This is a genomic window from Peribacillus sp. FSL M8-0224, assembly GCF_038003055.1.
Taxonomy (GTDB): Bacteria; Bacillota; Bacilli; order Bacillales; family DSM-1321; genus Peribacillus; species Peribacillus frigoritolerans.
This window is the reverse complement of sequence record NZ_JBBOOJ010000001.1, coordinates 4,200,065-4,225,702: the sequence shown is the minus strand read 5'-3', so window position 1 is coordinate 4,225,702 and position 25,638 is coordinate 4,200,065. Positions and strand designations below refer to the sequence as shown.

Genomic DNA, 25,638 nt, shown 5'->3' with positions numbered 1-25,638 from the left:
TGTATGCAGGAAAAAAATCGAGGATTGGCCCTGTTTACATTCCTGGTGTTCCTTTTTTTACTAGGGCCTTTGCTTATCATATCCGTTACGTCATTTGAAGGCGGAAATATTTTAAAGTTCCCGCCAGAAGAGTTTTCTTTCAGATGGTACGAAAATATTTTTAATGTGGACATGTTTTTGGTCGCTTTTAAAACGTCCATCCTTGTTTCACTGGGTGGCAACCTTTTGGCACTGTTACTGGGAGTGCCGGCTGCCTATGCATTAAGCCGGTTTGATTTCAAAGGGAAAAGCGTGATAAATGCCTTTTTCGTTTCGCCAATATTAATACCGGGAATTGTGCTGGGCTTTGCATTTTTACGTTACATTGTGGGGACTTATCAGCTTCCGATATATGCGGCCCTGTTTGTGGGACATACTGTTATCATGCTGCCTTTCATCATCCGTGTGATTTCTTCAAGCTTATCAAACTTTGACTTTTCCATTGAAGAAGCGGCCGAGAGTCTCGGAGCGAGTAAATTGGGCACATTCTTTACAGTCGTCCTCCCGAATATAAAATCAGGAATTCTGGCGGCAGTCATGATCGCCTTCTTGGAATCCTTCAATAATGTAGACATTTCAGTTTATATGACAGGCCCTGGGGTAAGTACGTTTCCGATTCAGATGCTGACGTATGTGGAGAACTACTTCGATCCCACCATTTCGGCCATTTCCGTATTGCTCATGTTCATAACCGCTTTCTTCATGTTTATAGTAGAACGGCTCATGGGATTGTCTTATTTCACAAAACGATAAAGGAGGTAATGATGGGTGGCTTTATTCACTTTACAAGATATATCTGTAGCATATAACAAACAGAATATATTAAAGGATTTCAATCTTGAGATTGAAAAAGGGAAACTGGTATCCCTTCTTGGCCCGAGCGGCTGTGGGAAAACGACGACCCTCCGTTTAATTGCCGGGTTTTTACAGGCGAATGAAGGGAAGTTTTTATTCAAGGAAAAGGACTATACGAAAGTGCCCGTCAACAAGCGGAACTTTGGCTTTGTGTTCCAAAACTATGCATTATTTCCGCATTTGTCGATATTCGATAATATTGCATTCGGTCTCCGTCTGAGAAAGAATGCTAAAAGTGAAATCGAAAAAAAAGTAATGAATGTGCTCGAGATCGTTAATTTGAAAGGTTTTGAAAAACGATATCCCCAAGAGCTTTCCGGAGGGCAAAAGCAGCGGGTAGCGATTGCCAGGGCGCTGGTGATTGAACCGGACATCCTCTTATTTGACGAGCCATTGAGTAATCTTGATGCCAACTTACGGGTGAATATGAGAGTCGAGATTCGCCGTATCCAACAAGAGCTGGGGATTACAACGGTATATGTTTCCCATGACCAGGAAGAATGCTTTTCGATATCCGACCAGGTGGCGATCATGAACAAAGGGATCATCGAACAGCTTAGTGACCCCGCTACCATTTACAAATATCCTGAAACCAAATTTGTCGCGGACTTCATCGGCTTCAAGAACTTCATTGACTTCGATAAGCGGACAGATCATGACGGTAAAATCGAACTGAACAAATCTGGATACTCATTTGTGCTGCACAAGGATCCGCAGATGAGCAATTCAACGGGAAAAATAGGCGCCATCAGGCCGGACGATCTGCTGATCAGGGAAAAAGATAACACGGGAGCTGTTCAGGAAAATAGTTTACCTGGCCGAGTCAAGGTAAGTACGTATCTTGGAAGAAGCTATCAATATGTCGTTGAAACTCCAATAGGGGATTTCACTGTGAACAAGGAAATGGCGGAATCCTATCGGACGGGTCAGGAAATCATCCTTGAAATTCCGAGAAACCAGATGGTGCTTGTTGACTAGCTTAGGAGGGTAAGTTATGCGAATGGATATGCTTGTAAGGGATATCAACGTGTTTAACAGCTATTTTAAAAGATTCATTAAAGGGAATGCAGCCATCAAGGATGGAAAGTTCTATTATATTGGAGAACGTGAATTGGATGCCTTCGAACCGGATACAATCGTCGATGGACAGGGGAAGTATATGGTTCCAGGTCTGATCGATATCCATCTCCACATTGAAAGTACGATGGTGACGCCTGCGACTTTTTCCTACGGGTTAATCAAAAATGGCGTGACGACGATCGTGCCGGAACCGCATGAAATGGCCAATGTTTTCGGCATTTCCGGTGTGAAGGAAATGATCAAAGCAAGTCAAGATTGCGTAGCGGATATGTTTTATGCCATCCCGAGTTCCGTTCCAGCCACATCGATGGAAACAACAGGCGGTTCGATCGAAATAGATGATATAGACGAATTGATGCAAACGGAGGACATTATATGTCTCGGCGAGATCATGAATTACTATGAGGTCATAACAGACCCGGATTGCAAAACGAATAAGATCTTGTCCCATATCCGTTCCCGGTATCCAGATCTGATCATAGAGGGGCACGTTCCAAAGCTGCTTGACTTGGACTTGCAAAAGATTATTAATGCCGGAGTGAATTCAGATCATACACACCAGACCGTGGAAGGGATGTATGCGAGGATCGCAGCCGGGATGTTCATTGAGATTCAAGAGAAATCAATGACTGAAGAAGTGATAGATTACTTGAAGGAAAATCAGGTGGATGAACATTTCTGCTTTGTCACCGATGATGTCATGACCGACTCTTTCCAAAACAGAGGACATCTGAACGTCCTTTTAAAGAAAGCCATCCAAATGGGGATGACTCCGGAAAAAGCCATTTATGCATGCACCTATACACCTGCACAGCGGATGCGGATGTATGACCGCGGCGCCATTGCACCTGGAAAAACAGCAGACTTCCTGCTGCTATCGGATTTGGAAACATTTGAAATTGAACAAGTATACAAAAAAGGTGAGCTAGTTTATGAATCTTCACGCCCATATGTCCAAGAAGTGAAGGAAGAACAATTTCCTGAGCATTTCTATCAAAGTGTGAAGCTTGCGGAACTTACCGAAAATGATTTTAACATCACGATCCCGGATAGTCTTGAAAGCAGCAAGTGCCGGATCATAAACGTGCAGAACGGTTCTACTTTCACATCTGAAACCCATGATCGTATCGAAGGGAAGGATGGTCAATTAAGCTGGGAAGAAAGCCCTTATGGTTTAATCGCCACATTCGAACGATACGGGAAAAACGGTAATCGGGCGCACGGGTTGATCACCGGCGATGTATTGAAGCGTGGAGCTGTCGCCACAACCTATTCGCATGATAACCATAATCTTCTGGTGATTGGTCATAATAAGCAGGATATGATGATTGCCGCTAACGAAGTGATAAGGAAGCAAGGCGGTGTCTGCTGCGTCCACGATGGCAAGGTCCTATCGATGATTCCCCTGCCGGTAGGAGGGATTCTTTCCGAAGAGCCGATGGACATCGTATCAAAGCAGGTTCAGCACCTGACAGATGCACTTAAATCGTTAGGCTACGAACATTATAATGTCATCATGTCATTAAGCACCTTATCGCTTCCTGTCAGCCCGGCTCTGAAAATAACCGACCATGGATTGATCAACGTGAACGAAGGGAAAACAGTCCCTCTCATGATGAGTGATGAAGCTTAAACCGAAAAGGGGATTATCCAATGGATAATCCCCTTTCTTAATGCATCAAATGTTAGCTGGACTTGTTTATTTTCATATAATTACCATTAAGGTAAAAATATGATAAAATAGAGGAACAACTGAGGATAGAGTGGTAGGTCACGCTTTGCTTTTCCATCTAATGTAGATTGGAAAGGAGGTGACCGCTTGATTCATTTCTTATTGAACTTGATAACAGATATGGGTAAAGAGATATTTGTTGCAGTAGCAACCAGTCTTATCCTGTCTATGTTCGCCAAGAAACGGAAAAAGAACCACTCATCCTCCCAAGATGGCAATGGTTCTTCTTCTGACGATTAATTAAGTTAGTTGTGACCAACCACTCTTGCTAGTTGTCGGCCTCATGTTAGCGCATGAGGCTGTTTTTAGTTTATGTCAATATAAGGATAACATACCCCGATTTTAAAGTAAATATTCAGACAATGAATTGGGGAGTACCATGGGCTTGGCTGCATTTTTTTCTTGAATCTTTTAATGAAACTTTGGTAAACGGCAAAAAATGAATTGACTCTTTCTTACTGATATGGTATGTTAATTCCAATCTAAGAAAAGGTGTGGTGTTTTATGTCGGGAGTAGGTATCAACTAATTTAGTTGAATAAGGTATTTAATCACTGTTATGTCAGTGGATTACGTATGCCTTTTTTCACAATGCAATTCTGCATTGTGAATACCTACCTTAAGACTGCTTCCTTTTCCATAAATCGTGTAACATGTAGGTGTTACGGCGAAAAGCATGGTGGGATTTGTCCTATCATGCTTTTTTGTGCACGCAGGTCTATTCGAGCTGCCCTATTTGTTATCGATTTTAGGCACTTATCCATGGATAAGGCCGATGCCCGCAGGAGCTTTCTACTCAAATGGCTTGTTCATTTGTAAAGGTAGGGGGGACCATTGCGGGCATTTTTTGGATTCGGGAATTTCATTCACTCACTCATTCAAGGAGGATCATTAGATGAATACAATGACTTATGAAAAATTACAATATATCCAACTCAAGGAAATGGTCAAAAACCATTGCGTAAGCGGTTTAGGAAAAGCGTTATTGGATCAGCTTAAGCCGAGCAGCACCTTGAAGGTCGTTAAAAATCGTTTGAACGAGACCACGGAGGCAAGGAACTTACTGAATGCGGAAAGCCATATTCCCTTGAAGGGCATTTCACATATTGGCCTCCATATCGACAAACTGGAAAAAGGAATGATTTTGGAGCCGTCAGAGTTAGTGGCGATAGCAGACTTCTTAAGAGGATGCAGGAATATTAAGAAATTCATGACCGATAAAGAGTTCTTTGCACCGACACTGCATTCCTACGCCCGCTCCATGACTGAATTCAGGAGCATTGAAGAAGAAATCCAATTCACCATAAAGGGAAATGCTGTCGTTTCCGAAGCAAGCAAGGACCTGAAACGGATCAGGAACCAAATCATCAAGACAGAAGGTAAAATAGAGGAACGGCTGAATAAGTTCTTGAAGAGCGGAGCCAATAAAGAGTTCATTCAGGAATTTTTCATCAGTAAAAAGGATGATCGCTACACCATCCCGATCAAAGCCTCCTATAAAAATCAAGTGGCCGGAACAATCGTGGAAGTATCGGCAAAAGGGGCTACCGTGTTCATTGAACCTGCCTCTGTTACGAAATTGAATGTAGAATTGGCAAGCTTAAAGGCGGAGGAATCGATGGAAGAGTATCAACTTTTGGCCACATTATCCGGAACGGTTTTCGAACAGCTGAAACCGATCAAGATAAACATCGAGTTGATCAGTCAATATGACATGATCTTCGCAAAAGCCAAGTTCAGTAAAAGCATGGATGCCATCGAACCGAAAATCAATGATCACGGTTATATTAAATTAACGGGCTGTAAGCATCCACTATTGCCGCAAGGCAGCGTACCTTTGGATTTTGAAATCGGTAAGGACTATCGCAGCTTGATTATCACAGGCCCTAATGCCGGGGGTAAAACTGTCGTCCTGAAAACGATCGGCATCCTTACATTGGCTGTCATGTCAGGACTGCATGTTGCCGGGAAAGAGGGGACGGAGCTTGCCGTCTTTGACCAGGTATTCGTCGATATCGGCGATAATCAAAGCATGGAAAATGCACTGAGCACGTTTTCATCGCATATGAAAAACATCTCGGAAATCATGGGGGCAATAACCAATAACTCCTTGCTGCTGTTCGATGAAATTGGGAGCGGAACGGAACCGAATGAAGGAGCCGCATTGGCGATTAGCATCCTTGAGGAATTTTATCAAAGAGGGTGCATAACCATTGCGACGACCCATTATGGTGAAATCAAGCGCTATTCGGAAATACACAGTGATTTCATGAATGCAGCCATGCAATTCAACAGTGAAACACTTGAGCCAAAATACAAGCTGTTGATCGGTCAATCCGGGGAAAGCAATGCCCTTTGGATAGCCAAAAAAATGAATGTCCGTGAAAAGGTTCTGCAAAAGGCAAAGCTCTATATCGAAAATAAAGACTACGACTTGGAGCGTGTCCAGGAAAGTAAAATCAAAAAAGCGAAGCCAGCGGCCGTTCCTAAAGAATCATCTTATGAATATGAAGTCGGCGACAAAGTGAAGGTAAGCGAACTGAATGGGCACGCGATCGTTTATAAGAAAAAGGACTCCTTCAATAATGTCGTCGTACTTTTCGAAGATACCTTCAAGGAAGTTCATGCCAATAAGCTCGAGCTTGAAATAAAGGCCGTCGATTTATACCCTGAAGGCTATGATCTCAATACATTATTTGTCGGCTACAAAGAAAGGAAATTGAACCATGACTTAGAACGGGGATCGAAAAAGGCGCTAAAGAACGTAGCAGCGGATATCCGGAAGAAGCTTGGTGAATAAACAGGGATGGATTATGAACGGGAAAAACCAAATCCTGATGACTTATGAAATTGTAATATAGCGGTTGTGATAACCGTGTTCACCAAAAAAAGTTAGACATCGGCAGGGTATGAGTTCTGTTTTAACAGGGCTCATACCCTTTAATATTGTCATAATTTCTAGTGTGAAGAAAGAAGGATTAGGCTCTAGACTCAGATATAAAAGGTATTAAACAATCAAAATCAATTAGAGATGAAAGATAAAATAAGAAAGGGATACATACATCATCTGAAAAAGGCTGTTAGTATCACCTAGATATTTAGCCTCTTACATCTTTTGAATGATCAAACATCTTTAAAATAAAAATTGAACTTAGAAAAAGTACTGGTATTCCTACAACAAAATAATAAATACCTTTGGGCATATACATATCAAAGAAATATAAAAATAATACTACCCAGAGAAATAGGACAATATATTTTTTTGATTTTTTCATTATTAATCAATCATCCTTTGAATTTAATAAAAATCTATCCGACCATAGCAAAGCCAATTGCTCCGTTCAGGTTAAACACCCAAATACCTAGAATGAAAATCACAGTTTACTAATCCTTGTTTCCAAAATAAACGATTTTATTAGTCGGTGGGTTCCAGATATGACCAGTACAATTTCAAAAATGATACGGCCCTCCTTGTTTAGCGGGATAGATGTCGTCGTACTTTTCGAAGATACCTTCAAGGAGGTTCATGCCGATAGGCTCGAGCTTGATATAAAGGCCGTCGATTTATATCCTGAAGGCTATGATCTCAATACTTTATCTGTCGGCTACAAGGAAAGGAAATTGAACCATGACTTAGAGCGGGGATCGAAAAAGGCGCTAAAGAACGTAGCAGCGGATATCCGGAAGAAGCTTGGTGAAAAGTACGATCATCAAAATGCAAAAAAGCCTCTCTAAATGAGAGGATTTTTTACATTGAAGTCTATTTTATTGAATTCTTTTCCTTCTTTCATTATACAGATTGATCAATTCTGCATTTTGCTCATTCATCTTTTTCACATTCTTATTAATCGTTGCCAATTCCCAAAGTATAGCCAATCCAAAGATTAGCATAAGCGTTAATAAATCCATTGTTGCCCTCCTATTGATGTTGTGTACCTTTAATTAAATGATTCTCTTCACTTGGATTCATTTCCTTAACCCGGGAAGGCAAGTTCTTTCTTTGAAAATAATTGTTTTGAATCAAAGCATATATCACTAAAAAAGTTCCGAGTAATTCGTAGGATGATAGTGATCCTCCTTGGATGAAAACGATGGCCAACGTGGTGATTGGAACTAAATTGATAAATAGGATTCCATTGATCGGCGTTAAAAGTTTAATGCCTAAATTCCAGCTTAAAAGGGCTATGGCACCAGGGAAAATAATCATGAAAATCATTTCGCCATAAATGGATTGCATAACCTCTGCCGTAGGGACGGACAGGCCCATTGCCGTTGCGAGGAAGGTTATGATGGCTGATACTGCTGTTCCTAAAATGCATGTTAAAGTCGAATAGCGAAGTGTTGACCATCCGTTAAATTGGTTGCCGCCCATCGTATAAATAACCCACCCTATAACCCCGATAAGAATGAAAAGGATAGGGATGATACTATCTTTCAATAAAAATACGAATGATAAGCTGCCATTGGTAATGACAAGAATGGCCCCTATCAAGGCAAGGAACATGCTGGCGATTGTATACTTCATGGGTCTGGCACTTTTGAAAACCCACAGAATTAAAATTGAAATCATGGGCATTAATGATTCCATGATGGAAGCAACAATCACCCCGTTATGCCCCAGTAAATCTTGACCTGCGAAAATGAGAAAATTGTATACAGTGAACGCCATCGTCCCAAAAAACAATAATTTCTTTCCTTGCCCTTCCAGGCTAAAAGACTTCTTACCCTCTTTCATTAAAAGTAATATCCCTAAAATGACGCTAACAGCTAAATATCGCAAAAAAGCGAAATAAAAAGGATCAATATACATTAAGGCCCTTTCTGCAACTGGAAACATCGCTCCCCAAGAAATGCTGGCAGTCAAACATAAAAGTGCACCGATTAAAACTTGATTTTTTTTCATAAAAGCTTCCCCTCAAAAATAATGATTGATTTAATTCCTATACACACCTTATGATAAAGTCATTATCATGTAAAATGACTTAAAATGAATATAATCATCATTATTAATGATAGTTGAGAAAGGGGGGCACTTTTATGGAAATGCGGGATTTGCAAATATTCCAGTGCGTCGCTAAATATGGCAGCGTAAGTAAGGCGGCTGTTGAGTTGAATTACGTCCAATCCAATGTAACGGCGAGGATTAAGCATTTAGAGCAGGAGTTACGGACGCCTTTATTCAATAGGCATAAACGTGGCATGTCACTAACTGCGGAGGCCAGAAAAATGCTGGAGTATGTAAACAAAATTTTGCTTGATGTGGAAGAACTCAAGCAAGTATTCCTGGATAGTGAAACACCTACAGGGATATTGAACATCGGTACAGTTGAAACGGTCAGCGATCTTCCCAAGATTCTAGCCTCCTATCATAAACAGTATCCAAATGTCGATTTATCCATAAAGGCGGGGTTAACGGAAGACTTAATCAAAGATGTCATTGAACACAGGCTGGATGGCGCTTTTGTTACAGGACCGATCAAACATCCGCTCATTCAGCCATACGATGTATGTACAGAAAAACTTGTATTAGTTACAAGAAATGAAACATTTAACCTTGAAGAAATCATAACGGAACCATTTTTAGTATTCAGTCAGGGGTGTGGCTATCGCTCCAAGCTGGAACAATGGCTGAGGGAAGAAGAAGTGATGCCTAAAAGGATCATGGAGTTCAATGTATTGGAAACGATCTTAACCAGCGTAACACTCGGCCTTGGCATTACCCTCGTACCACAATCGGCGGTGAATCACCTAACAGCCAATGAAAAAGTCCACGTGCATCCCATTCCGGAAGAATACCGCAATATCTCGACAGTCTTCATTCACCGTAAAGATGCTTATATGACAAACTCCATGAAAAGCTTTCTGCACACGATTGAAGCTCATCATGAAGACCGATTCAAGCAAAATCCAGAAGAAGCTCCTGAGCTGATATGAAGGGTGAGCAGCAACTCGCTTTGCATAGAATGATAGAGGATTGCTGAATAGGCTGCGAAACTATTCATAAAAAGTAAAACATAAAAAACATGGCGAAACTGGGACAGCGATATAGCATGGTATGGCATTTATTATTGTTTCGGTTCCTTATGCTTGTCGTTTATTAATCATGTTACTTCTAGAAAGTATTTTGGGAATTATTTAGACAAAAAGCCGACGATTTCGTTGGCTTTTTGTCTGTAGGATCCTTTCAATTATCATACATTCAAATAACCTTCTTAAACTAAACTGGTAGTTTAGTTTAAGAAAAATTGTATTACTTTTCATCAATTGGGAAAAAATATAAATAAGAACTAGAAGGAGGGAACAGAGATGGAAGTGAATATGAGTGTTGAAGAAGTCGTGAATCAAATTTCTGCATTGGTAGAAAAAGAAGGGAAGCCACCTCGAAAGAAAGAGGTAAAGAAGTCAGATCCGGAGTTAATGAAAAATGCATTGTATTATTTTCCTAGTTGGGATACTGCAGTAGAACATAGCATTGGATCTTAACCAAAACATTTATTTTTCAATTAGTACATATGAGGCAAGGGAAGTTATGAAGGCCGCCAATTGGCGGCCTTTTGAACGTGCGATTCTTTACATTATCATACATTCAAGCACTCCCTATTCAAACTATCTATCGAATAGTTTAGTTAAATAAAGATATAGACGCATCAAAGTGAATCAATCTCATATTTTCTTTTCGGAACGAGTGGAGTATCAATCTTTTTAGTCGATAAAGTCTGATATTTCAATGAAGCATAGTGTAACTTTTTTCCATATGGGACCGTATAATAATTTGTTAAAACACAAGAAAAGAGGGTTCCAATGAAAAAGATATTGTTGATTTTGGCAGCCGTTTTTTTGGTAACAGGACTTAGTGCTTGTAAAGAAGTCCAGGAGGGAAATGAGGAATCTCCGCCAATTTCAGAAAAGCCAAGTGATAATCCTAAGCAAACCGACGGGCAAGAAGATCCTCCAGGTGAATCGGTCGATGATCCGGCAAAAGATCTGCCAAATACGAAAACGGATACGATCATATTAGAAGGTATGGAAGAACCATTCCAATTCACGCTTCATCACAGTCAGGCATTGGGATTCTCAACCTACATCGTGGATGACATGGTCGTTGAAGAGGCTAGTTCTGGTGAAGGAGATGGAATGATTGTTTTTGCAAATTTTGCAGGAAAGAGAAATGAGAATGCCAAAGTTCAGATTTTTTCCAAAAGTGAGGGTACGAATGCGACAATAGAAGAACAGGCGGAGTTTGCGAGGGAAGTTGTGATAAGCAACGGCTTTGAGATAAAACAGCGATCTGATAATTCGCCTAACCGATTTGATTGGTCTGAGGTGGAATTTGACATTAGCCAGAAGGGCAGTAATTATTCCATATTGGGTACAGTGTCGGTTTTTCAACATGGCGACCGCGTTTACTATGCGATCGTTCAATACCCGGAAGAATATGAAGAAGGCTTCATACCGCGGGTTGTAAAAATGTTTGATGATATCGTATGGTATGAAGCACCTTGATAAATGAGTATCCGAAATTGGGTACACCATTTTAACAGAGGGAGCTAGTTTGTCTGCAGTCTGAGAGCAGCTCTTTTGCTGCTCTTTTTAAGTTGTTTGAATTATAGGATGGACTGCTGAAGGAGAAATGATTGGGTTAGAGAATAATTAGTGATAGGATTTCGAAAACGAATTTGATAGAAAATAGGTGAAGCAAGTGGAGTTGGATTCATTATATAAGACATATCGACCTTTTCTTTTTTCCATCGCATACCGGATGCTCGGATCGGTTACCGATGCAGAAGATATCGTTCATGATTTATTCCTGCAGCTTAAGCTTGATACCGACGAAATTAAGGACATAAAAGCATATCTTGCGAAAATGACGACAAACCGCTGTCTGAATTACTTGAAATCAGCCCGTAAGAGAAGAGAGGTTTACACAGGTCCTTGGCTGCCAGAACCTCGGGTAAACGAAACAGATCAGCCTCTAGATAAGGTCGTAACGGATGAAACGGTTGCATATGCCTTCCTCGTTTTGCTGGAACAGCTTTCACCTGTTGAAAGAGCGGTTTTCGTACTTAGGGAAGCATTCACTTACAGCTATGAAGATATCGCCGAGATGCTGGAAAAGAATGAAGTGAACTGCAGAAAGATCTACAGCCGGGCTAAGCGGAAATTACAGAATGATAGGCCCGTCCATCCGGAGGATACGAAACATGTCGATCTGTTGGCAAAAAAATTCATAAAAGCATCTGCGACAGGAAACTTTGAGGAGTTTTTGGATCTTCTTACAGAAGATGTTGTCCTTGTTACTGACGGCGGAGGTAAAGTGCTTTCTGCATTAAACCCAATTGTAACCAGACAGCGCGTAACCGCCTTTCTTAAAGGCGTTTCTGCTAAAGGGGGCTTCATAGGAGAACTTCTTCCGGTGATGGTCAATGGCCAGGAAGGAATTTTGCAAATGAAAGAAGGAAAGCCTACCAAAGTCATCTGCTTTGAATTAGATCCAAAACAAAAAAATATCCGCAAAATCTTCATTGTTACCAATCCCGATAAATTAAATCATATTCCTGTGATAGATTGAGGGGTCTTTTTTTGGGGATGTCACAAATCAAACCTCTATTTTGTCTTATAAGTGGAACCTAAAAAGATTTAATGGAGGAGATTGACATGGAACAACGGATTAACTACATGAAGACAAATCGTGAAGTGGTCAAATTAATGATGGGTTTGGAGGAGTACAAGAAAACAACGGAAATCGATAGCGCATTAATCGAATTGATTAAAATTCGCGCGTCTCAAATCAACGGCTGTGCGTACTGCTTGGATATGCATACAAAGGATGCCCGGGCAATGGGTGAAACGGAACAAAGAATTTACTGTTTGAGTGCTTGGCGTGAAACACCATTCTATTCTGATTCGGAAAGGGCAGCGCTGGAATTGACGGAAGCGGTCACGGCCATTTCTGCCAACGGTGTACCTGATGAACTGTATGAGAGGGTCCGCCTTCATTTTGATGAAAAACAATATATCGATCTCGTTACCATAATCATCACCATCAACGGCTGGAACCGATTGGCCATTTCAGCCCAAAACATACCTGGGCACTATAAGCCTGTAATGGAAAAATAATGTCGTTATCAAACCCCTTGTATGGTTACAAGGGGTTTTAATTGTAAAAATCGTGGCTTTTTAACTATTTTTCTTTTTTATAAAAGCGTTCACCCGTATCAGGATTATAATACACCCTTGTTTTTTCTCCTGTCACGGGGTCTATATTTATTTCATCTGTCGATTGAAATCCATCAGGAATTTTTACACCGTGATTGCGTTTAAACCGTTTATCATAGATAAAGTATCCAAGTAAAATGCATAAGATAACTATAATAATTTGTAATATATAGTACCCTATGATGAATTTCATTATATTTTCTCCACAATGACGGCGGTTCCATATGCAACAATTTCGCTCATATTCGTACCGATTTCACCAGAATCATATCTCATCATAATAATTGCGTTTGCACCCATTTCATTGGCATTTTTTATCATACGGTCCATAGCTTCTTTTCTTGAATCTTCAAGCATCGCTGTATATTGCTTGATTTCTCCGCCTACCAGGGATTTTAACCCTGCCATGATATCGCCGCCAATCCCTCTGCTTCTAACAATTAGACCGAAGGCAGGCCCTTTTACCTCTACAATTTTGTACCCTTCAATCTTTTCTGTGGTAACTACCAACACATTAATCGCCTCCGACTTATTTACTTTATTATTTAAAACTACTCATGAAATTTTCCTGAACTGAAAGCATAAACAAATGATCCAAGTTCGCATGAAGTTTAAACATCCCTTTAAATTTTAACATAATATAAGCTTTATCCCTCTTATACAATAGATAACATATTTCGGGTAAGCATAAAAAATCCCATTTCGCAGAAAAGAAATGGGATTAAATTCATCAGTGTTTTTACTGCTGTTTTTTGATTGTTATATGTGTAGATTTATGATGCTCATTGGCTTTTTATTTCTATAAGTACTATAAATTGCGGTTTTCCATCTTCACTTCATGAAGAATTTCATGCAATTTATTTTCATAATGCAAGCTGATTAATTGTGATCTGGAGGCCACGTCTAATTTTTCAAACAATTTATTTATATGGTTACGAACTGTAGAAACACTAATATTCAGATTATCAGCTATTTCTTTATCTTTGAGACCTTGCGTTATATTCTGGATGATCCGCAAATCAACTTTATGTTGCGGTTCCCTGGTGAATAAAGATGATCTATCTGTTTTTATTATTTCTTCAATTGATATTTTCTCACGGTACACATGTAATTCGTAGGAGATTTGATTAGCGAGCATTTCAGAAATCATTTTGAAATTTTCACTATCATCCGTTGTGAATATACCTACATAGCCTTGCAATTCCTTATTTTTATTTTCATGGAACGGGGAAGATATGACACTAAAATCCTTTCCGGAAATTTTATTTTTAGTTTTTACAGTAGTATTTTGCAATGAACTTAAAATAAATGCATTATTTTCAACAGATTCTTCTATAACCAGTTTACATAAATCTTGATTTTCATCATTACTTTTGGCGTATAAAACATTTAGCTCTTTATCAAAGATAAATATAGTAGTTTCAAAATTAAATTCGAAATTCTTAATACTATTCAATACTTTTTTACTGATATAAATGATTTGATTTCTCAATTCCATATTCATACCTCATACTCGTTCCTAAAATGAAATAACCTGTTTACTTTCCTCGTTTAACAATAAACTATTTTTGGGTGTGAAGGGTTCCAAAAATGACAATTGCTATTTCAGAAATGATACCATCATAAACCTTCCAATCAGGTAGAGCAGAAGTAAGCGGTACAGAAGCTTTAAGGAATTCATGACAAGTTATTTCATTTAAATGGATATATTTCCATCCAAGGTGAAAACATAACCGTAACGTTCTTATGTCTGCCCGGGTGTTGAAGCAATGAGTTGAATGAACTTGCCATTGTTACTGCCTTGGGAATGAAACAGAAGGTGGATATGCATTCGGAAGTGAATGTAACCGTTAAAGGATTCGCCATTTAGGACAGAATCCTTTCAAAAAGAAGTCGAGGAGTAAAGATCTATGTGGGCAATCATTGGAACCGTGTTTACTGGAGCAATTATTTCATATTTTGAAATACCTCAACTTTTTAAAAATAAATGCTGGAGGGAAATCTCCGTCTTTATTCTATTGCTTTTAGTTGGTATGACGTTGAGCATTTTATTAATTAAAGATGTTACCATTCCTAATCCCTTAGACTGGATAACAAACATTTATAATCCCTTCACATCTTTCATGGAACGGATTCTGTCTTAGGGGGGATTTATTGATTATGCTCGAGAAAGGCAAAATTAGCTCAGGAGAATTTCTTATATTGGTCATCATTTTTACAATAGGAGGTTCGATACTCAATGTACCTGCGCTGCTTGTCCATTTAGCAAAGCAGGATGCCTGGATTTCCTATATAATAACTACTCTCGTCAGTTTGTGTTTTGTTTTCTTATATAATAAATTAGCCTCGATTTATCCTTCTAAGACTTATGTCGAAGTTAATGAAAAAATATTGGGAAAATGGGTTGGGAAAGTTTCGGCACTGCTCTTTCTTTTTTATATTTTGTACCTTTTATCCGCTTTATTGTATGAAATTGGAAGTTTTTCAACGACGCAAATTTTGGTTGGAACACCTATTGAAATGATTATGATTCTTTTTTTATTGACATGCATAATCGGTGTACGATTAGGATTGGAAGTCATCAGTCGAACTGCAATAATCTTTTTTCCTTGGATTGTCTTTATGCTTTTCATGTTATTTTTACTTCTTATCCCTGAAATCAAAGTAGAACATATTCAACCTATTTTTGAAGAAGGCATGAAACCAATTATTAAGGGCTCCTATCACACTTTAGCGCTCCCGTATGTACAGCTCGTTTTCTTTTTAATGATCATGCCCTATGTAAATGAAAAGGCTAAAATGAAAAAGAACTTTTATCGAGGAACATTATTGGGAGGCTTCGTTCTATTATTAGTAATTATTTTCTCTATCCTCGTATTGGGTATTGATATAACCGCACTGCAAAACCATCCTTCTTATAGATTGGGAAAGAGGATGAGTATTGGTGATTTTTTGGAGCGTATTGAAGTCACTGTAGCCTTCATTTGGATTCTATCCGTGTATTTCAAGCTAACGATTTGTTATTATGGACTGTCTCTCGGGTTAGCTCAAGTTTTGGGATTGAAAAATCACAAACTTCTTCATTTCCCATTAGCATTTTTAATTTTTGCCTTCTCCATCATTACACATCCAAATACAGTACATAGTCAAAACTTTACTGTAAAAGCATGGACGCCCTTTTCCTTAACCATTTGTTTTCTTCTCCCGGTGTTATTGTTGGTGATCGGAATATTGAAAAAAAAAGCGTTCTGATTCAAAGGCGGCCAAAGGATGTTAATAAATAATTCAATTACTGCCTCTGGTCCCTGATGTCCGATTCCGCGATAAACGACTCGGAAAAAAATGATTTCTTTCTATTGAAAAAGCCTTGGTATCTATAGGCTTTTTTTTAGATAGAATCTAGCTTTTTCTCCGATATGGTCCCTCATTTTTTCCATGTTCTTGGAATCGTAAAAACAAAATTCGACAAGGATTTCATGGCTGGTGTAAGATAAATGAAAAAGCCAGAAATGGGGTGAATGCTTTGGTTGATTTATTACCGTCGCTGTTTGAAAAAGTGGGGATTATCGTGATTGCTGCCTTCCTGCTTTCTTATATGAAACCCTTTCGGCAAATGATAGGCCATGAACATGAAATGTCGAAGAAAATCATGTTTATCGCACTTTTTGGAACATTCGGCATCATAAGTAACTATACAGGAATCGAAATCGGAACTCATGCCATGCCGGATGGTGATTGGCATGCTGAGATTGCTCCCGATAACGCGATTGCCAACACAAGAATTATGGGCGTGGCTATCGGCGGTCTGCTGGGAGGACCCTTTGTTGGGTTGGGAGTAGGTTTGATTGCGGGGCTTCACCGTTATTTTCTCGGGGGCTTTACGGCGGGGGCTTGTGCGATCGCTGCGATTTTGGCTGGGGTTTTATCGGGTCTTTTGGGGAAAAGGCGGCGAAAGCATGGGACGATCACCCCTTGGTTTGCCCTTCCCATTTGCATGGCATTGGAAGCGATCCAAATGGGCATCATCCTGGTAACGGCCAACCCCTTTGAAAGGGCATGGGAGCTCGTACAAGTAATCGGGATTCCCATGATCATCATCAATGGATTCGGGACTTTACTTTTCATGCTCATCATTCAATCGATCACAAGGGACGAAGCACGGACTCGGGCCGTACAAACCAATCTTGCGTTCCTGATTGCGGATCAGACTTTGCCCTTTTTCCGGCAAGGTCTGAATCAAACTTCATGCAAGAGAATAGCCCAAATCATCTTGGGGCTGACTGAAGCCGATGCCGTGGCCATTACCAATGAACATAGCGTGCTTGCCCATGTTGGTGCTGCGTCAGATCACCATGTCCCTAAGGTGGGGATAGCGACAGGCTTAACGAAACAAGCCCTTGAACAAGGGAAAATCATCGTGGCCAAAACAAAAAAGGACATTTATTGCTTTCATGAACAATGTCCATTGCAAGCGGCCGTAGTCCTGCCGTTGCAGGTCCAACAGAAAACGGTCGGGACTTTGAAGATGTATTTCAAGCATCCGGATAAATTAAGCCAAGTGGAACAAGAGTTAGCTGAAGGATTGGCCAAGCTATTTTCCACTCAATTGGAACTGGCAAAAGCGGAAATGCAAACGAAATTATTGAAAGATGCTGAAATTAAAGCATTGCAGGCACAGGTCCATCCTCATTTTTTATTCAATGCAATCAATACGATATCCGTTCTATGCCGGACGGATGTCGAGAAGGCAAGAAGTTTATTGCAGGAGCTCAGTTCCTTCTTTCGCTCTAATTTACAAGGTGCCCGCCAAATACTGGTGCCGCTAGAAAAGGAATTAGAGCATGTTAACGCATATTTATCACTGGAGCAGGCGCGTTTTCCAGATAAATATCATATCGATTATCGAATTGAGCCAAGGCTTAAGGAAGTTCTCATCCCTCCATTCACATTGCAGCCACTTGTTGAGAATGCGGTACACCATGCCTTTCCACATGTGAAAAACAAAGGTCAAATCATCATCCGCGCATACTTTAAAGACGATGCGATGCACATTGTTGTGGAGGATGACGGAAAAGGGATTCCGGGCGGGAGAATAGATGAATTGGGCAAGCATGCTGTTGAATCGGCCAAGGGAACAGGAACGGCCCTTCATAATATCAGTGAACGGCTGGAAGGGATCTATAAAGGTCAGGCCAGCCTCTCGATCGAAAGTGAAGCGGGACACGGAACCAAAGTGAACATATCAATACCACTCAACGAGAAAGGAGTATGGCAACGATGATGAAAGCATTTATCGTAGAGGATGAACCACTGGCTAGAGATGAATTGAAATATCTATTGAAGAGAAGCAGGCAAGTTGAAGTCGTGGGTGAGGCCGAGGGGATAGAAGATGCCATGAGGGATATCTCTCGCCTTAAACCGGAGCTTTTCTTTTTGGATATTGAGCTTGCAGATGGCAATGGTTTGCAGTTGGCTAAGCAATTGGCGGAACTTGACCCCGCACCTTCGCTCATTTTTGCGACCGCTTATGATGAGTTTGCCCTCCAAGCCTTCGAGTTATATGCATTTGATTATTTATTAAAGCCCTTTAATGAAAAAAGGATACGTCAAACATTGGATAAGCTCATGAAGCAGCGTCAAATCGGGAAAGACGAATCCGGAACAGCAGCTCCCGCCAGCCGAATGGCGGTGGAACAGACAGGTAAGTTGGCTGTGGTGATAGATGATCGGATCGTTTTGATCGACCGGGATCATATTTTGTTCATAGGACTCGTGGAAGGGAAGACGGTCATTAAAACCGGGGAAAATGAATATAAAATCGGCGACCCTCTCATCGTGCTTGAAAAGAAGCTCGATAAGCGCTCATTTTTACGGGTGCATCGCAGTTTTATCGTGAATGTCATCCATATATCCGAAATACAGCCTTGGTTCAACTCGACTTATAATCTCATTATGAGTGACGGGTCAAACATCCCGGTAAGCCGGACGTATGTGAAGGAGCTAAAGCAGCTGATCGGTTTTTAAAAATTTTCATAATTCTGCATTTTAGCTTCATCATAATGCAGTCCATCCCTCGATATCTGCATTATAACTTGAAAACCCATTGAATTCGCTTTCATTGTGATATCATTTTTTTACGATGTAAGTAATAGAGGGGGTTCAAATATGAATGCGGTTACAATTGTCATAGGCTCCATTTGTATATTAATGATTGCCTACCGTTTATACGGGACATTCATAGCACTTAAAGTATTAAAACTTGATGATTCCAAGCCGACTCCGGCCCATAAATTAGAAGATGGAAAAGATTATGTTCCAACAAATAAATGGGTGGCATTCGGCCACCATTTTGCAGCCATTGCAGCGGCTGGTCCTTTGGTGGGACCCATCCTTGCTGCACAATTCGGGTATTTGCCAAGTTTATTATGGCTACTGATCGGGGCTGTAATCGGGGGAGCCGTCCATGATGCCGTCGTGCTTTTCGCGTCGATGCGTAAAGACGGCAAATCCCTTTCGGAAGTTGCGAAAGAAGAACTTGGACCTGTAGCAGGCTTCTGTACAGGACTCGCGATGCTTTTTATCATCACGATCACGATGGCAGGACTTTCAATGGTCGTTCTGCATGCTCTGGAAAACAATCCATGGGGGACGTTCGCTGTCGGGATCACCATTCCGATCGCCATGGGTGTAGGGCTTTACCATAAAAAAACCGGCAACCTGAAAGGGGCGACCATCGTCGGGTTCGGGCTCATCATGGCCGCAATTTTACTTGGGCCGAACATACAAGGAACGGCATTTGGCGACTTATTGACACTTGAGGCGAGCACACTTGCCATCATTTTGCCGATCTATGCTTTCTTCGCTGCCGCCTTGCCTGTTTGGCTGCTGCTGGCACCTCGTGATTACCTGAGTACATTTATGAAAATCGGTGTATTTGCCGCATTGATTATCGGCGTTTTCGTAGTGAATCCAGAAATCCAGTTTCCTGCGTTTACCGAATTCATTAATGGCGGGGGCCCGATTGTAGCCGGTCCGGTTTGGCCATTCATTTCAATCACCATCGCCTGTGGCGCGATTTCAGGATTCCATGCATTTGTCGGATCCGGCACAACTCCAAAAATGTTAAACCGTTGGAGTGATATCAAATCCGTTGGTTTCGGAGCGATGCTTGTGGAATGTGTCGTTGCCATCATGGCATTGATTGCTGCGGTTTCACTGCAGCCAGGAGATTATTTTGCGATTAACTCCACACCTGAAGTATTTCAAACATTAGGTATGGAAACCGTACACCTTGACGAACTCAGTGAAGAAATCGGCATTAATCTGGAGGGACGGACAGGCGGGGCAGTTACACTTGCTGTCGGCATGACCTATATTTTCACCGAAATACCCTTCTTTGACAAACTGGCATCATTTTTCTTCCAATTCGTCATCATGTTCGAGGCGGTGTTCATATTGACTGCCATCGATTCAGGGACACGTGTTGCCCGTTACTTAATCCAGGACTTCTTCGGGGAGTTCTATAAACCATTAAAACGAGTCGACTGGCTGCCGGGGAACATCTTCGCCAGCGCATTAGCCTGCTTTATCTGGGGATATTTGCTTTACTCTGGGGACATCGGTTCGATCTGGGCACTCTTTGGCGTATCCAACCAGCTCATGGCTTCGATTGGACTCATCATCGGTGCGACCGTCGTACTGAAAATCGCAGACAAACGCTGGTATATCTGGACATGCCTCGTACCCCTTGCCTACTTATATGTAACAGTCAATGTAGCAGGGTACTGGATGGTGAAAAACGTATACCTGAACCCGGACTCTGCAGGATTCAGCATCTTGAACGGAATATTATCGATCACCATGTTAATCCTAGGCTTGATCATCCTGGTTGCCGCCTTGAAAAAATGGCGGGAGCTTTGGAAAATCCCTCAAGCAGAACTATTGAAAAGATCCGCATAAGCATACAAAAATCCGGGCGGAAACTGCCCGGATTTTTGTACGTCATGACGCCCGCAATTAAAATTAAGACACCAAAACCTGAAAAAGGAAAGTATCAATAACCCCAACTTTGTTAATGATAGCAAATGAGGAGGTGTGATAAGATGGCAAAAGATGTTCTATGTGAAGTGAATAATTGTAAATATTGGGATTCTGGAAACAAATGCAGTGCAGATGCTATTTATGTTGTCAGCCATAAAGGGAAGCAAGCATCAAATAGCAAAGAAACGGATTGCAAAACATTTGATCCAGAAATTTAAAACATCGGGGGTAACCATCAACTGGTTACCCTTCTTTCATTTTATTATTGATAATAAAAATCATTTTCATTCAAGAATATAGAAATTCATTTTAATTTTCTTGGATGAAAAGGATATTTGGGTGACAATATCGTGAGTTTGAGCGATATATTCGTGATTTTGATGGATATAATCGAAAGTTTGATCGATAAAATCGAGAATTTTGTGCGATGTCCCCGTGAATTCGCAGTTTACTCGTGAATTTAAGCGGTTTACTCGTGAGTTTGGGCGGTTTACTCGTGAGTTTAGGCGGTTTACTCGTGAATTTAGGCCGTTTACTCGTGAATTTAGGCCGTTTACTCGTGAATTTAGGCCGTTTACTCGTGAGTTTGAGCCGTTTACTCGTAAGTTTGGGCAGTTTACTCGAGAGTTTGAGCAATTTACTCGTGAGTTTGGCGGTTTACTCGTGAATTCGCACATTACTCGAGAGATTGAGCGTTAAACTCCTGTTTGAGCGATATAAACTCAAGTTTGGTCGATAAAATCAAAAATTTGATCGATATCCACAAGAATTCGTGCGATAACCCCGTGAATTCGCCGTTTACTCGTGAGTTTGAGCAATTTACTCGTGTGTTTGAGCAATTTACTCGTGAGTTTGGGCAGTTTACTCGTGAGTTTGAGCCGTTTACTCGTGAGTTTGGTCAGTTTACTCGTGAGTTTGAGCAATTTACTCGTGAGTTTGATCGATTACTTTTGAAAGGGTCAGTCCATCACCGATTGGGATTAGCATGGATTCCAGTTGAGGATGTTTGGCCACCGTTTCATTGAATGACTTCATAAAGGCAGTGTGACGTTTAGGTTCAGCATCCGGATCTGCGACACTGCCCCTTGCAAGTACGTTATCCATGACGATTAAAGCACCCGGCTCTGCGAGTTTAATGCAATATTGCAGGTAATTTTCATAATTGTCCTTATCAGCATCTATAAAGAAGAAATCAAATTTCTTGTTATCACGAGCGAGTTTTTCAAGGCTTTGCAGGGCTTCTCCGGTCATATAGTATACTTGATCGCCAAAGCCAGCTTTGGTTAGATTGCGATAAGCTAATTTTGCGTATTCCTCCTTTAATTCAAGGGAGGTTAATTTTCCTTCGCTGCCGAATCCCCTGGCAAGGCAAATCCCGCTATAGCCTCCAAGAGCGCCTATTTCCAACACATTTTTAGCTCCTGAAATGGATATAAGCATGGTAAGAAGTTTTCCAGATGAGGGAGATACCGAAATGGACGGCATTCCGTTTTCTTGTATGGACGCAATGACTTCTTCCAAAAGATCATCTTTAGTATAAAATAATGAATCGATATAACTGTTAATTTGTTTCATTCATTTCCATTCCTTTCTCATTGGAGGTTTCCTTTTCTTCATTGCCCTTTTCGGCTGCTTCTTCATTTTCTTGTATTTCAAATAATTGAATGAATTCGTTGATTAACATATCAATCGCTTTTAATTCACCGACTAAGATTTGCTGAATGGATTGAAATTCTGGTTGATCTAACTGTTCCTTAATGGTTGAACGTTTAAGGTTCATCATGTCTAAAAAAGCGATGGCTCTTCCGCGGCGAAACGTTTTTGGGCCACGATGGTGTGCAGCATGGTCTTTTCCTCTGTGATGTCCATCTTTTTTGGATTTTTCATTTCTCATGTAAACAACCTCTTTCTGTGTATACATACGTATACATTTTTCTCTCTTATGTTAAATGTATACGTATGTATACAAAATGTCAAATGGCAATCAAATAGAAAAATTAAATTAAAAGTTTGTCTAAATTGTGAATTCGTTATTTTGAGGGGTAAAAAAGTACTTACATTCAAAGATTTTTTTTTGCTATAGTTACAAATAGACCGGTTGGTATGGCGGGGGTGTGCTACGGAAATGGATACAAAATCGTTGATAATCGACAATGCAACGATTCTTTTCCAACAAAAAGGATATAAAGGTGTTGGACTAAGCGAAATCTTAAAAGTATGCAATGTTACGAAAGGTTCGCTTTATCACCATTTTCCTAATGGAAAAGAGGAATTATTAATCGCTTGCCTTCATTCTTTGAATGAAGTTATTACGATGGATATCGTGGATATTTTTGAACGATATCCGACAACGTTAGAAGCGACAAATTCCATGATTGAAAAGCTGATCGTCAATTTAGAAAGGGAAGGGACGATTACGGGTTACACATTTAGTAGTATGGTAAGTGAAATGGCCACATTAAGTGATCCCGTACGAAAGGCTTGCGCCGATCTCTATGCGAAAATTCAAGGGATTTATTTTAAAAAGCTATTGGAAGACGGATACCCAAAAGAGTCAGCTTCCAATATGGCATTGATGATGACAGCCACTATCGAAGGGGCAATGATGCTTTGTTTGGCCGAAACATCGGCAAAGCCGCTAAAAGTAATTTCGCAATTGATACCTAATATATTGAAGGAGTTTTAACAGTGGATAATAAACATATTAAAACAGGACCGATAATGGCTGCTCTTTTAGTAGCAGGCTTTGTTGGGCTTTTTAGTGAAACCGCATTGAACATCGCCTTGGGTGAATTGAGCCACATTTTTGGCGTGGATGCGACGACAATACAGTGGCTTGCAACAGGCTACTTTTTAACGCTTGGTATTTTAGTGCCGGTAACAGGAATTTTAATGCAAAAATTCACAACACGCCAAATGTTCATGGCGTCTTTATTCTTTTCGATCATCGGAACGGTCATCGCCGCAGTAGCACCGGTTTTTAGCGTGTTATTGACGGCCCGTGTCATTCAGGCAGCTGGACTGGCGATCATTTTGCCATTGACGCAAAGTGTCATTTTCACGATTTTTCCACCGAATAAACGCGGCGGGGCAATGGGTGTGATGGGCTTAGTCATCTTGGCGGGTCCAACATTCGGTCCTACATTGGCAGGGATGATTTTAGATACGCTATCATGGCCTTGGATATTCTGGTTTACGATTCCATTCTTGTTATTCTCGCTTATCTTCGGCTATATCTATATTCCGAATGTCAATGAAACCAGGAAAGTATCAATCGATATCTTGTCAGTTGTGTTATCGACGATTGGCTTTGGTGGAGTTGTATACGGTGTAAGTGTAGGCGGGGATCATGGTTGGACGAGTATGACGGTAATTGGCATGATCATCGTTGGATTGATCGCCCTGATTCTCTTTGCAATCCGTCAAACGAAGATGGAAAACCCAATGTTGAATTTAAAACCATTCAAATACCCGTTATTTGTGCTAGGTCTTGCGATGAACATGATTACGTTCCTTAATATGTTATCGATGCTGGTTGTGTTACCCATGTATATGCAAATGGCGCTATTGGTATCTGCGTTCGCCACTGGGCTGATCATGCTGCCAGGCAGTCTATTAAACTGTGTTTTTGCCCCGATCATCGGCCGGCTATTCGATAAATATGGACCACGTGCCGTAATTACACCAGGGACGATTCTGGTCGTCATTGGCTATGGGCTATATGCAATGTATGGAACGGACACAGCACTATGGATCATGGTTGTTACGCATATCGTGATGATGCTTGGCATTGGCATGGTACTTGCTTCCGTACAAACGAATACATTGAATGCTTTGCCAAAACAATTCTATCCGGATGGCATTGCGATTACACAAACATCTCAACAAGTATCAGGGGCAATTGGCATAGCGGTCATGGTGTCTCTATTCTCTGCGAAGCAAAATGGCTACTTGACTGATGTGGCAAATGATTTACCGGCAGCTGCTGCCTCTGGTTCATCACTTGTATTTAAAATTAGTTTGATTTTCGCCATCGTGAATGTGGTGCTTTCATTGTTCATGAAAAAACCGAAGTAACAAAAATAAAAAAACAGATCACCTTTCAAACGGGTGATCTGTTTTTCTTATTTTTGAACTTTACTTAGTAAATCCAAAAGCTGCTGTTTTTCCGTCTCATTCAAGTTGGCAAACTGTGACGCCTGAAAATGCTCTTGTTTTGGAACGACTTCATGAAAGAACTCTTTACCTTGCTCAGTCAATGACAGGTATTTTGTCTTCCATTCCTGCTCCCGTTTAATCAATCCCAACTCTTCCATTTTCCTTAATAGTTGAGTGATATTCCCTTTCGTTACAAAAAGCTTGTTTGCCAGTTCTTGCTGAGACAATCGTTCATGGGAACCCACTTGAACCAAGATATCGAATTGGGCTGCCGATAGATTCCATTTCTTTAAATGTTGATTGGATTCCCGGATACTCTGGTTATATATCCGTGTGATCCGGAACCATAACATTAAACCTAGTCTTTCCTCATTATTAGATGTGGAGGGATGCATGAATGTCACCTCATACTTTCTTTGTTCCAATCAGTTTATGAATAAACCAATTGTGTGTCAAATGCAAAAAATTCCAACTTCCATATGAAGAAACCAGTATGATCGTATGACACTGGTTTCTTTG

The 25,638-nt window shown here is 40.6% G+C and carries 26 protein-coding genes; 18 read left to right on the top strand and 8 right to left on the bottom strand.

Annotated features, from left to right (window positions below; all coding sequences use genetic code 11):
• Window positions 1-3: 3 nt before the first annotated feature.
• The 5 genes from MKX49_RS20340 (at window position 4) to MKX49_RS20320 (ending at window position 7,440) form a co-directional block, all read left to right on the top strand.
• Complete coding sequence (locus MKX49_RS20340; RefSeq protein ID WP_048687496.1) at window positions 4-792, top strand: ABC transporter permease; 789 nt, start codon at window positions 4-6, stop codon at window positions 790-792.
• A 15-nt stretch (window positions 793-807) separates the two neighbouring features.
• Entirely contained in the window at window positions 808-1,872 is a 1,065-nt protein-coding gene (locus MKX49_RS20335; RefSeq protein WP_063575186.1) for an ABC transporter ATP-binding protein, read from the top strand.
• A gap of 16 nt (window positions 1,873-1,888) precedes the next feature.
• Window positions 1,889-3,607 (top strand): adenine deaminase, encoded by a 1,719-nt coding sequence (locus MKX49_RS20330; RefSeq protein ID WP_340877541.1) that lies wholly within the window; start codon window positions 1,889-1,891, stop codon window positions 3,605-3,607.
• Between the two features lie 993 nt (window positions 3,608-4,600).
• The gene (locus tag MKX49_RS20325) at window positions 4,601-6,505 is read left to right on the top strand and encodes an endonuclease MutS2 (protein WP_340877540.1); all 1,905 of its coding nucleotides are present in this window, start codon (window positions 4,601-4,603) and stop codon (window positions 6,503-6,505) included.
• Between the two features lie 635 nt (window positions 6,506-7,140).
• Complete coding sequence (locus tag MKX49_RS20320; RefSeq protein ID WP_340877539.1) at window positions 7,141-7,440, top strand: hypothetical protein; 300 nt, start codon at window positions 7,141-7,143, stop codon at window positions 7,438-7,440.
• Between the two features lie 30 nt (window positions 7,441-7,470).
• On the opposite strand, the gene MKX49_RS20315 is transcribed toward MKX49_RS20320, so the two are convergent.
• Complete coding sequence (locus MKX49_RS20315) at window positions 7,471-7,614, bottom strand: YrzO family protein (protein WP_264639427.1); 144 nt, start codon at window positions 7,612-7,614, stop codon at window positions 7,471-7,473.
• A gap of 10 nt (window positions 7,615-7,624) precedes the next feature.
• Window positions 7,625-8,608, bottom strand: a complete 984-nt coding sequence (locus tag MKX49_RS20310; protein WP_340877538.1) for a DMT family transporter — start codon at window positions 8,606-8,608, stop codon at window positions 7,625-7,627.
• 134 nt (window positions 8,609-8,742) lie between these two features.
• On the opposite strand from MKX49_RS20310, the gene MKX49_RS20305 reads away from it, so the two are divergent.
• The 5 genes from MKX49_RS20305 (at window position 8,743) to MKX49_RS20285 (ending at window position 12,822) form a co-directional block, all read left to right on the top strand.
• Window positions 8,743-9,639, top strand: a complete 897-nt coding sequence (locus MKX49_RS20305; protein ID WP_340877536.1) for a LysR family transcriptional regulator — start codon at window positions 8,743-8,745, stop codon at window positions 9,637-9,639.
• A 372-nt stretch (window positions 9,640-10,011) separates the two neighbouring features.
• Window positions 10,012-10,188: a hypothetical protein gene (locus tag MKX49_RS20300; RefSeq protein ID WP_164855090.1), complete on the top strand. Its 177-nt coding sequence runs from the start codon at window positions 10,012-10,014 to the stop codon at window positions 10,186-10,188.
• 318 nt (window positions 10,189-10,506) lie between these two features.
• Window positions 10,507-11,208 carry a hypothetical protein gene (locus MKX49_RS20295; protein ID WP_340877535.1) on the top strand — a complete coding sequence of 234 codons (702 nt, stop codon included), beginning with the start codon at window positions 10,507-10,509 and terminating at the stop codon, window positions 11,206-11,208.
• A 196-nt stretch (window positions 11,209-11,404) separates the two neighbouring features.
• Window positions 11,405-12,274, top strand: coding sequence for an RNA polymerase sigma-70 factor (locus MKX49_RS20290; protein WP_340877533.1), 870 nt, complete (start codon window positions 11,405-11,407; stop codon window positions 12,272-12,274).
• Between the two features lie 86 nt (window positions 12,275-12,360).
• Window positions 12,361-12,822 carry a carboxymuconolactone decarboxylase family protein gene (locus tag MKX49_RS20285; protein WP_054399644.1) on the top strand — a complete coding sequence of 154 codons (462 nt, stop codon included), beginning with the start codon at window positions 12,361-12,363 and terminating at the stop codon, window positions 12,820-12,822.
• 64 nt (window positions 12,823-12,886) lie between these two features.
• Here MKX49_RS20285 and MKX49_RS20280 read toward each other — a convergent pair whose 3' ends face one another.
• The 3 genes from MKX49_RS20280 to MKX49_RS20270 all read right to left on the bottom strand — a co-directional run bounded on the left by MKX49_RS20280 (window position 12,887) and on the right by MKX49_RS20270 (window position 14,419).
• Window positions 12,887-13,114: a hypothetical protein gene (locus MKX49_RS20280; protein ID WP_048683493.1), complete on the bottom strand. Its 228-nt coding sequence runs from the start codon at window positions 13,112-13,114 to the stop codon at window positions 12,887-12,889.
• Window positions 13,114-13,434 carry a YbjQ family protein gene (locus MKX49_RS20275; RefSeq protein ID WP_034304199.1) on the bottom strand — a complete coding sequence of 107 codons (321 nt, stop codon included), beginning with the start codon at window positions 13,432-13,434 and terminating at the stop codon, window positions 13,114-13,116. Before MKX49_RS20275 ends, MKX49_RS20280 begins: the two co-directional genes overlap by 1 nt.
• Window positions 13,435-13,729: 295 nt before the next feature.
• The gene (locus MKX49_RS20270) at window positions 13,730-14,419 is read right to left on the bottom strand and encodes a response regulator transcription factor (protein WP_340877532.1); all 690 of its coding nucleotides are present in this window, start codon (window positions 14,417-14,419) and stop codon (window positions 13,730-13,732) included.
• 662 nt (window positions 14,420-15,081) lie between these two features.
• On the opposite strand from MKX49_RS20270, the gene MKX49_RS20265 reads away from it, so the two are divergent.
• The 6 genes from MKX49_RS20265 (at window position 15,082) to MKX49_RS20240 (ending at window position 21,628) form a co-directional block, all read left to right on the top strand.
• The gene (locus MKX49_RS20265; protein WP_340878582.1) at window positions 15,082-16,173 is read left to right on the top strand and encodes a GerAB/ArcD/ProY family transporter; all 1,092 of its coding nucleotides are present in this window, start codon (window positions 15,082-15,084) and stop codon (window positions 16,171-16,173) included.
• A gap of 271 nt (window positions 16,174-16,444) precedes the next feature.
• The gene (locus MKX49_RS20260) at window positions 16,445-18,202 is read left to right on the top strand and encodes a sensor histidine kinase (protein WP_340877531.1); all 1,758 of its coding nucleotides are present in this window, start codon (window positions 16,445-16,447) and stop codon (window positions 18,200-18,202) included.
• Window positions 18,199-18,945, top strand: a complete 747-nt coding sequence (locus tag MKX49_RS20255) for a LytR/AlgR family response regulator transcription factor (protein ID WP_340877530.1) — start codon at window positions 18,199-18,201, stop codon at window positions 18,943-18,945. Before MKX49_RS20260 ends, MKX49_RS20255 begins: the two co-directional genes overlap by 4 nt.
• A gap of 141 nt (window positions 18,946-19,086) precedes the next feature.
• A complete protein-coding gene (cstA, locus tag MKX49_RS20250; RefSeq protein ID WP_048679266.1) occupies window positions 19,087-20,880 on the top strand; it encodes a carbon starvation protein CstA in 1,794 nt (597 codons plus the stop codon).
• Window positions 20,881-21,023: 143 nt separating this feature from the next.
• A complete protein-coding gene (locus MKX49_RS20245) occupies window positions 21,024-21,179 on the top strand; it encodes a DUF1540 domain-containing protein (protein WP_065421101.1) in 156 nt (51 codons plus the stop codon).
• Between the two features lie 257 nt (window positions 21,180-21,436).
• Window positions 21,437-21,628, top strand: a complete 192-nt coding sequence (locus tag MKX49_RS20240; RefSeq protein WP_340877529.1) for a hypothetical protein — start codon at window positions 21,437-21,439, stop codon at window positions 21,626-21,628.
• A gap of 257 nt (window positions 21,629-21,885) precedes the next feature.
• On the opposite strand, the gene MKX49_RS20235 is transcribed toward MKX49_RS20240, so the two are convergent.
• Together MKX49_RS20235 and MKX49_RS20230 are read right to left on the bottom strand one after the other, a co-directional pair.
• Entirely contained in the window at window positions 21,886-22,536 is a 651-nt protein-coding gene (locus tag MKX49_RS20235) for an O-methyltransferase (RefSeq protein ID WP_340877528.1), read from the bottom strand.
• Window positions 22,523-22,855, bottom strand: a complete 333-nt coding sequence (locus MKX49_RS20230; protein ID WP_048681517.1) for a hypothetical protein — start codon at window positions 22,853-22,855, stop codon at window positions 22,523-22,525. The genes MKX49_RS20235 and MKX49_RS20230 overlap by 14 nt, the downstream gene beginning before the upstream one ends.
• Before the next feature lie 231 nt (window positions 22,856-23,086).
• Here MKX49_RS20230 and MKX49_RS20225 point away from each other — a divergent pair, with 231 nt between their 5' ends.
• The gene (locus MKX49_RS20225; RefSeq protein WP_340877527.1) at window positions 23,087-23,647 is read left to right on the top strand and encodes a TetR/AcrR family transcriptional regulator; all 561 of its coding nucleotides are present in this window, start codon (window positions 23,087-23,089) and stop codon (window positions 23,645-23,647) included.
• A 35-nt stretch (window positions 23,648-23,682) separates the two neighbouring features.
• Entirely contained in the window at window positions 23,683-25,038 is a 1,356-nt protein-coding gene (locus MKX49_RS20220; protein WP_340878581.1) for a DHA2 family efflux MFS transporter permease subunit, read from the top strand.
• A 47-nt stretch (window positions 25,039-25,085) separates the two neighbouring features.
• Here the strand turns inward: MKX49_RS20220 and MKX49_RS20215 are convergent, their stop codons facing one another.
• Complete coding sequence (locus MKX49_RS20215; RefSeq protein WP_202312082.1) at window positions 25,086-25,514, bottom strand: MarR family winged helix-turn-helix transcriptional regulator; 429 nt, start codon at window positions 25,512-25,514, stop codon at window positions 25,086-25,088.
• Window positions 25,515-25,638: the final 124 nt, after the last annotated feature.